The sequence below is a fragment of the Cryobacterium mannosilyticum genome (genome assembly GCF_004402705.1).
Taxonomy (GTDB): domain Bacteria; phylum Actinomycetota; class Actinomycetes; order Actinomycetales; family Microbacteriaceae; genus Cryobacterium; species Cryobacterium mannosilyticum.
In genome coordinates, this window is the sequence record NZ_SOFM01000046.1 from 55,806 (window position 1) to 64,210 (window position 8,405).

General features: G+C 65.9%; 9 protein-coding genes. 5 read left to right on the forward strand and 4 right to left on the reverse strand.

Annotated elements, in window-relative coordinates; genetic code table 11:
- Positions 1-23: 23 nt before the first annotated feature.
- Positions 24-797, reverse strand: a complete 774-nt coding sequence (locus tag E3O32_RS15305; protein WP_134510691.1) for an alpha/beta fold hydrolase — start codon at positions 795-797, stop codon at positions 24-26.
- Here E3O32_RS15305 and E3O32_RS15310 point away from each other — a divergent pair.
- Together E3O32_RS15310 and E3O32_RS15315 are read left to right on the forward strand one after the other, a co-directional pair.
- Positions 796-1,167, forward strand: a complete 372-nt coding sequence (locus E3O32_RS15310) for a hypothetical protein (protein WP_134510692.1) — start codon at positions 796-798, stop codon at positions 1,165-1,167. The two genes, E3O32_RS15305 and E3O32_RS15310, sit on opposite strands and share 2 nt — an antisense overlap.
- Positions 1,160-2,014, forward strand: a complete 855-nt coding sequence (locus tag E3O32_RS15315; protein WP_134510693.1) for an alpha/beta fold hydrolase — start codon at positions 1,160-1,162, stop codon at positions 2,012-2,014. The genes E3O32_RS15310 and E3O32_RS15315 overlap by 8 nt, the downstream gene beginning before the upstream one ends.
- Positions 2,015-2,119: 105 nt before the next feature.
- Here E3O32_RS15315 and E3O32_RS15320 read toward each other — a convergent pair whose 3' ends face one another.
- Positions 2,120-2,719: a histidine phosphatase family protein gene (locus E3O32_RS15320; protein ID WP_134510694.1), complete on the reverse strand. Its 600-nt coding sequence runs from the start codon at positions 2,717-2,719 to the stop codon at positions 2,120-2,122.
- 165 nt (positions 2,720-2,884) lie between these two features.
- Here E3O32_RS15320 and E3O32_RS15325 point away from each other — a divergent pair, with 165 nt between their 5' ends.
- Entirely contained in the window at positions 2,885-3,298 is a 414-nt protein-coding gene (locus E3O32_RS15325) for a DUF7715 family protein (protein ID WP_134510695.1), read from the forward strand.
- Positions 3,299-3,429: 131 nt separating this feature from the next.
- Positions 3,430-4,449, forward strand: a complete 1,020-nt coding sequence (locus tag E3O32_RS15330) for an LLM class flavin-dependent oxidoreductase (RefSeq protein ID WP_134510696.1) — start codon at positions 3,430-3,432, stop codon at positions 4,447-4,449.
- 119 nt (positions 4,450-4,568) lie between these two features.
- Here E3O32_RS15330 and E3O32_RS15335 read toward each other — a convergent pair whose 3' ends face one another.
- Complete coding sequence (locus tag E3O32_RS15335) at positions 4,569-5,816, reverse strand: hypothetical protein (protein WP_134510697.1); 1,248 nt, start codon at positions 5,814-5,816, stop codon at positions 4,569-4,571.
- 249 nt (positions 5,817-6,065) lie between these two features.
- A complete protein-coding gene (locus E3O32_RS15340; RefSeq protein WP_198417584.1) occupies positions 6,066-6,926 on the reverse strand; it encodes a restriction endonuclease in 861 nt (286 codons plus the stop codon).
- A gap of 293 nt (positions 6,927-7,219) precedes the next feature.
- On the opposite strand from E3O32_RS15340, the gene E3O32_RS15345 reads away from it, so the two are divergent.
- Positions 7,220-7,972 carry a hypothetical protein gene (locus E3O32_RS15345; protein WP_134510698.1) on the forward strand — a complete coding sequence of 251 codons (753 nt, stop codon included), beginning with the start codon at positions 7,220-7,222 and terminating at the stop codon, positions 7,970-7,972.
- Positions 7,973-8,405: the final 433 nt, after the last annotated feature.

The window sequence follows — 8,405 nt, forward strand, 5'->3', positions numbered from 1 at the left end:
GCCGCCCGGGAAGAACCAGCGGGCTAAGCGAAGAACCCGATCAGCACCGGCGCAAGCGCGGCCGGGTCGACGTTGTGGTCCTGCCCGTCGAGGGTGAGCCGCCGGGCGCCGGGGATCGTCTCCGCAGCGACGGATGCCGCGGTGCCGGCCCACGGCGGGCTCTCGGCTCCGTCGATGAGCAGCGTCGGGGCCGCGACCCTGCCGATCCGGTCGGCGTGGACCAGCCCGTCCCCGACCAGGGCGAGGTCGTAGGGGAGCGTGTGTGCAATGGCAAGCATGCCCGGCCACCACGGCTGCCGGGTCAGGGCGGCCACGCCGTCGGGATCGGCGCCGATGCCGAGCAGGAACCGGGTCGCGGCCAGCTCGCGATCGCCGGCATCCATCGCGGCCCGCACCTCGTCGGCCCAGGCCAGGGAACCCGGCCCGTTCTCCTCGGCGGTGAACGGCGGCTCGTACGCGACCACCTTCGTGATCGGCAGCCCCGCGGCGGCGGCCTCAAGCGCGAGCACGGCACCGGAGGAGTGCCCATAGACCATGGCGGACCCGCCGGCCGCGGCGACCAGCGCCGCGAGGTCCTCGATCTCGCGGGCGATGGCATACGGCTGGGTGTCGGTGCTGTCGCCGCGGCCCCGGCGGTCATAGCTGTAGACCGTGAAATGCGGGGCGAGCAGCGGCACGAGCGCGCCGGGCGACATCCGCGTGTTGAAGGCACCGCCGGAGACGATCACGGCCGGCCCGGTTCCCGTCGTCTCGTAGGCGATCAGGGTGCCGTCGGCGGATTGCACGGTCTGGAACATGGGGGACTCCCTCGTCGGTGGCGCGTGGCGTTGCTTCGATTGTGGCGCATCCGCCCCGCATCCGCCCCACATCCGCCCGGCCTCGCCGCACTACCAGGTCAGCCGGAAGGACGCCGACCAGGTGACCGGCACCCTCAAGTGGAAGCAGTTGTGGCTGACGACCCTGCTCGTGCCGGTGGCGATCGGCATCGTGGTCGCCCTCATCGTCATCTCCAACACCACGACCGGGAGCCGGGTCGATGGCCACAGTGCTGACCGCGGCAGTGTGGCGGCGGTCGAACCAGCCGGGGTATTCTCGGCACAGGCTCCTCCGGAGCCGGGCCGCGGCATCCGGGACAGCCGCCCAGTGAAGGGTCGATTCGATGCCTGACAGCACACGCGTTTTCGGCACCCTGCGCGGCGGGATGCCGTTTCTCAGTTTCGGGTCGGGGCCGCCGCTGGTCGTGCTGCCCGGGATCAGCGCCAACCACGCCGCCCCGGCCGGCGGCGAACGGCGGGCCCTGACCCAGCCGCTGCTGCCATTCGCCCAGGCCCGCCGCGTCTGGTGGGTCAACCGTCGCCCGAGCCTGGCCCTGGACGCGACCATGGCTGAGCTGGCCCGTGACTATGCCGAGGCCCTGCGGAGCCGGTTCGACGGCCCGGTCGATGTGCTGGCCTTCTCGACCGGCGGCAGCGTCGCGCTCCAGCTCGCCGTCGACCACCCGGATGTCGTCAAGCGGCTCGTGATCGTCTCCGCCGCCTACCGGTTGGGCCCGCACGGCGCCCCGGTGCAGTTGCGGGTGGCGGAGGAGTTGCGGGCGGATCGCCCCCGCCGGGCGGCCGCCGAGATGTTCGGGCTGCTCGGTGCGACCGCCGGCACCGGGAGGATCTTCGCGGCGCTCGGCTGGCTGATCGGCCCGGCCTTCTTCCGCACGAGCACCTCCGACCTGCTCGCCACCATCCACGCCGAAGACGGCTTCGACCTGCGCGGCCGTCTGGGCTGGATCACCGCGCCGACCCTTGTGATCGGCGGCGACCGGGATGCGTACTACAGCCCGGAACTGTTCACGGAGACGGCGGCGCTGATCCCGAGCGGGCAGCTCATCCTCTATCCCGGGAGGGGGCACCTGGGCACGCAAACGGCGCCCGGCTTCGTGCAGGAGGTGCTGGGCTTCCTCGGCGATTCCCCGGTCGCGGGCACTTCGTCGACACCCCGCGCGCACCGCCGCCGGGCCTGACCGTCGACTCAGCCGGGTCAGCCCTGCCGGGTCAGCCCTGCCGGGTCTGCCCTGGCGGGTCAGCGCTGCCGGGTCAGCCCTGGCGGGTCGGCCGAGTCGGCCGGCTCAGACCACGGGGTCCATCGAGTTGGTGTGGCAGGCGTCGTTCCACATCTGCAGCACGCGGTTCTCGCGTTCCCAGCCCAGCGTGGAGACGGTGGCGGTGCCGAGGCTCAGGTGCCGGCCCGCCGCAGCGGGCAACCCCATCCAGCGGGCCGTCATGATCCGCAGGAAATGCCCGTGGGCGAATACGGCGACCGGCCCGGGGGCGGCGAGGCAGCGTTCGATGGCCAGATCGGCCCGGGCGCCGACCTCGTCGACGGTCTCGCCGCCGACGATGGGGGAGGTCCACACCGACCAGTCGGGCTCCGATGAGCGGATGTCCCTGGTCGTGCGACCCTCGAACACGCCGTAGTCCCACTCGAGAATGTTCTCGTCAGGCATGCCCTGGACGGCATACCCGGCGCGCTGCATGGTCTCCCACGCGCGTTTCAGCGGGCTCGACAGCACCAGCGAGAAGTCCCGGCCGTCCAGCATCTCGCCGAGGGCATCCGCCTGCTGCCGGCCGAGGTCGGTCAGGGGGATGTCGGTGCGCCCGGTGTGCCGCCCGGAGATGCTCCACTGGGTCTGCCCGTGCCGCACCAGCACGATGTCGTTCTGGGCCATCTCGGTTCCACCTCCCCGGCGTTGCTCGCCCGTGCTGACGAGTCTATTCAGCGGCGCGGGGCATCCTCGGCATGAATGTCGGTGGCTGCCACTACCGTCAGGCACAGCTGACCAGCTGACCACCGGATGCTCCCTGACGCTCGTGCCGAGACCAAGGAGATGACAATGAAGGTACTTGTGGCGACCCGCGCTACCCAAGGAACGCGAGCCCGGGATTTCTCAAGTTGTATCAGCGGCGAACTGGTGTGGGTGATCGATCCATGCCCGGTGAGCCTCCGCAACCTGAATGGCCCGTGCGGCTGCGGGCGATCATTCACGGGGATGAGCTCCGACGGCTCGACCACCACGGCGGTGGTGCGTGAGATCGCCGACTTCACTCGCACGGACTACGAGAACGCTCTGACGTCCAGTCTGGAAGCCAAAGGGTGGTGTGCCTGCTGCTACAGCCGGACGGTGCCCGAATTCGTCGGCGATCTCATCGCGATGGCAGAGCCGTGGCCGATCGGAGCCGTCGTCGGGCGCCGGCTGGACGTGCTCAGCCTCCGCGCCCAGCTGGGCCCAGTCGGGCCGGAGGGGTGACCCTCGCGCCCTGATGACCTGAGCGTGCTATGAGACTGCGCTGAGTCGACGCGGTCGCGCCGGACATCCGTCGGCCGGATTCCGTGGCCGCGGCCGGGAATAGCGCGCGGGCCGCAGGCGCTGCATCCGGCATGAAACGCATCGGATTCCTCTCCTTCGGCCACCACCAGCCCGTGCAGGGTTCGCTTGCGCGCACGGCCAGGGACGCCCTCGTGCAGACGGTGGAGCTGGCCGAGGCGGCCGAAGAGCTCGGGGTCGACGGCGCCTATGTGCGGGTGCATCACTTCGCGCCCCAGTTCGCGTCGCCGTTCCCGCTCCTCGCCGCGATGGCCGCCCGCAGCAGCCGGATCGAGCTCGGTACCGGCGTAATCGACATGCGCTACGAGAACCCGCTCTATATGGCGGAGGAAGCCGCCATCACCGACCTGATCAGCAACGGTCGGCTGCAGCTCGGCGTCAGCCGAGGCTCGCCCGAGACCGCGCTCCGCGGCTACGAATCGTTCGGTTACGTGCCGGCAGAGGGCAGCACCGACGCGGACGACGCCCGAGCCCGCACCGCGATCTTCCGCGCCGCGATCGCCGGCGCCGGGATCGCCCCGGCGAACCCGCAGATGACTGGCCGCGCCGGGCTGCTCCCGATCCAGCCGCAGTCACCTGGGCTCAGCGAGCGGATCTGGTGGGGTTCCGGCACCCGCAAGACCGCCGAATGGGCCGGTGAACAGGGCATGAACCTGATGAGTTCGACCCTGCTCACCGAAGACACCGGGGTGCCGTTCGGCGACCTGCAGGCGGAGCAGATCGCCATCTTCCGCGCTGCCTGGGCCGAGGCCGGCCACCCGGGCACGCCGCGAGTGTCGGTGAGCCGCAGCATCCTGCCGATCGTCAACGACCAGGACCGTGCCTACTTCGGCCGCAAGGCCGGCGCGGAGGAGGAAGACCAGGTCGGCTACCTCGACGGCGGCCTCGCCCGTTTCGGCAAGAGCTACGTGGGCGAGCCCGACCTGATCGCCGCGCAACTGGCCGACGACGCGGCGGTGCGCGAGGCGGACACGGTGCTGGTCACCATCCCGAACCAGTTGGGGGTTGCTTATAATACAACGCTGCTTGAGAACATCATCAAACACGTCGCGCCCGCTTTGGGGTGGCGATAAACCTCGTAGACGCAGTGGCTGACGGCAGGAGCGACGCGCAGGCCGACAACGGGTGATTGTCGTCGGCGGTGGGGCCGTGCTGTTAGGTCAGCTCACCATGCCCTTACCATCGGTTGCGCTCAGGTCACTGGTGGCCACTCGCGGCCGATGATCGCTTCGGGCGACGTTTGGATCGTATGCCACGAAGCGCGTTCGTCGCCCTCAGGGGAAACGTGGCCAGCAGCATCGACGTGAAGCATGCGTAACTCCGAGCTGTGCTGCTTTCCGGCGAACATGAGCGTTGTCTTGACATGGCCGCATCCCGAACCTCGCATCTCCACCGCGTCGATGGTGAAGCCCTCGAGCGCGGTGACCGCGAAGCGACTACGCACCTGACCTATATACGCTCCGCGCGAGGGCTTCTTCATGGTCTCGTAGAGGTAGTCAGCGAGTTTGCCGTAGTTGCCCGCTCGCCACGCGTCAAGCAACGCGACAACAGCTTGAACGACCGGTTCACCCATCACCACATCTTCGCCGTCGTCGGCCACCGAACTCGCCCGCGGCTGCCAATCGTCCATCTGGCGTCGCATCTCTCGCGTGTCAGCGAGCTTCGCAAACGATTCCTTGAGCGTGCGCTCCACCGCTTTCGGCTTGGCAGATTCGATGAGGGCCTCGCGCCAGTCCAGCAGCGTGAACAAGCGGTTCCACGCTTTCGAGGCAACGATCACGTTGTCATAGTTGGTGAAGTTTCCGTGCAGGATGCCGTTGCGGTAAAGCTCGTGCAGAGGCTCCTCGTTCAGCGTATTGAAGCTCTTTCGGAACGATTGCTGCGTCGCCGCGAGTCCCTTGTGGTGGGAGATCATCGAGTTCCAAACGACCAGCTCGTGCTCTTCACGAGTGTGAAGCCCTCGACGATTGTCACCGACGGTCGCCACGAACCCATCCAGGATCGGCAGCAGCGTTAGCACCACGGCGTAGTACCGCTCCTCTTGGTAGTCCCGCCACGCAGAATCCAGCAGTGCGGCGTACGGCCGCAACTCCGGAACCGCTTTCGCTCGCACAAGAGCGAAGCGCATCAGCTTGGCGTCTTGGTACTGCTCAATCAGCTCCTTCTCCACCTCATCGCAGGAGCCAGTGTCGAGGGCGGTTACGAGACGTTCGAGGTTGAGTGAACCGTGAAACACCCAATGGCGGTCACCAACCAGCTCGTAAAAGCGATCGACCGAGCCAACGATCCGATGCATCTCCTTTTTGAGTTCCGCAAGCTGTTTCCGAAGGGATGGGCGGATCACTAGCAGAAGAGTCATGGCACGCATCTGCACCCGCATCTCCTTGAACTGCGGCACGTCCCAAGCGCTCGGATATCCGTCCTCGGGTGGTGGATCCAATTCCCCTTGCCCAGGCTTCCGTGTACGCGCCATCGATATTCCCTCCGTCGGGACGATTGTTACAGCAACGGCCGACACACCGGGCACTCGAACCACCCCGGCAGCTTGAACTAGGAGGTCGGGTGGAAGCTCAGCGCTGCGGAGCGTTGCGAAGTCGCGCGATCTGAGCCCGTCTTCCAACTGCGGCAACGGCACGCTCGCGGCACGCTAGTAGTTTCCGAGATCGTGTGCTCTGCGCGGAGAGGTGCATCAGCTGTCGAGCATGTGCCACTCGTCGCCGAGAACCCAGCGAAGAGCGGAGATCCGGCCCGAGAGGTAGCCCCAGGCCCAGTCAGACTCAACATCCTTCGCCAGCTCATCGACGCCATACTGCTCCTCCATGCGGCGCTTCCCAGCGATGACACCGGCTTTGATGTCGTCCGTCCACTCTTGAGTGTCTAGATCCTCGTCGGTGGGCTTCCTCCCGTACCAGAGCCGATCCATGAACTCCGACTCGGCCTTGAGTATCTCAGAGACCCGCCGGAGCGTGCTCGTGCCCACATCATGGCGGAAGGCGAGGTCGAGATTCTTCTCCACGAGCCGGAGGAGCTGCGGCTTCTCCCAGACGCGGATGCGAAAGGGCGGGCGGTTGGTTCGCTGGTAGTTCGCGATCCAATCCTTCGCGCCGTTGGTGAGGTAGCCGGAGGCGACGAAGAGCACGACCGCGGGACGCTCCGCCATCGCCCAGGCGAGAGTGCCCTGGAGGGCATCGGGTGGCACTCCGCGCTTGTAGTGCTTGCAGTCGACGAACCAGGTTTCCTCGTACTCGTGGCCGTCGATGTCCCGCAACGTCTTCCGGGCAACGATGTCCCGGCCCCGGTCGGAGGGAGAAGCCGCCAGGGGTGTGCCTTTCCGCCAGTCCACATTGGCGAAGCCACTCTCGGCCATGAGATCGAAGCTGAACTCCTCGAAATCGGTGGGAGATAGCCCGTCAAAGTCGAGGGAGCCGAGCGCGAAGTCGTCGTCGGACTCGGTGAGTTCCATCGCCTGCTCGTCGGGCTGATTCGCCGTCGGCTCCTCTTCCTCTTTGGGCGCCTGCTCGTCTGCTTGCTCGTCTGGCGCCGTCGTCATCCTTTGAGTATATGAAGGGGGGATACGAAGCGGTTTCGACGGGGATCGACAACACACACGCCGATATGGGGAACACTCCTTAGTCTGCGTCCTCTGCGTGCTCCTGGCATCGGCATGGCCGCTCACTATGAATCGGTAGGCAAACGGGCTTCGTGCTATGGCGACTTGTCGACAGTCGTTCCCGACCTAAGTCAGCAGACGATGCCGGGCGCCCGAGTGACGTCACACAACCAGGCAACCGCGCCTAAAATACCAAGAGTGAACCGCGTTTCATGTCGAGATAGCATCCTTCTATGGACAATGGCGACGACTCTGGTTTGCATCTTTCGCGGCTACGTCTGCGGCTAAGGGAACAGATCACGAATCTTGAAGTCAGCGCCGCCCGATACGACGCGGGTTGGCCTGCGGAGGCAAATCGACTTGCGGTTTGCGTTCGAGTCTTGGTTCATGACACCTCCATGAGCACGAGCTTGCTAAAGCAGATGGCCGCGAAAGATCAGATGCGCTGGATCGATTCGAACGGCGGCCTGGATGCTCGAAACTCGGTCGCGTTTTCGTCCTTGGCCGTGTTTCGAGTGACTATTGCGGAGAATGGAGCGGACCTGCGTATCCTGCCGGTCGAACAGTCCGAGATTCTCACGAGGGGACGGTTGCTTGCTTTTGAGGCTTGGTGGAAAACGTTGCCGATCATGACAGGCAACGGCGAACGGATTTCACGGTCGGATGTTGTCGACATGCTCGCGAATCAAGATGGCGGTGCCCACGTAGATCTGGAGAAGGAGAAATTCGTACGACTCTTGCGCTCGGTGCCGCAGGTTGCTCCATTTTTCGATGGTGAAGAGCTAGGCATGGGAGTTGGGATTCCAACGGTGGCTGACGACGAGCTTGCGAGAACGATCCTTTGGGCGGCCATGCGCACAATTGCGGAGGAAGTCTGGCTCGGCTGGAACAATCAGCTCGACCTCCTTGATCCGGGGTGGAGAGAGCGCCCCAAGACAGGTGGTCGCATAGGACCGGACGATTTCATATCGGGAATTCGCGATTGACTGGCGCAGTAGGAGCGATGGCGCAACCCACGCTCGCGTTCCGATCAGACGGAGGTGATGCGCTCTCGAAGTAGCGAGGCGACGAATGCACTACCTACAGGGTGGCTTGAAAGGGCTCGACACTCGAACCGCGCTGAAGCCTTACACCCAACCAGCTCGGCGTCGTCTACAACGCGCACCTGCTCGAGTCGATCGTGCGGCACGTGGCCCCGGCCCTCGGCTGGCGCTGACCCGGCCTGCCGCCCGGCCTGTCGCCCGGCCAGACCGTCCTCGGTTTATGTGCATAACTCCTGCAATTCATAGATCTGGAAATCGCCTCCCGCGGAATCCCGCGTGCGGTGACCCGTTTGTTCAGGACAGCTATTGGAGTTTCACTTTATGCGGCTGTGAGGGTGAGTTCGGCCAGTTTCTCGGCGGGTGTGGCGTAGTCGAG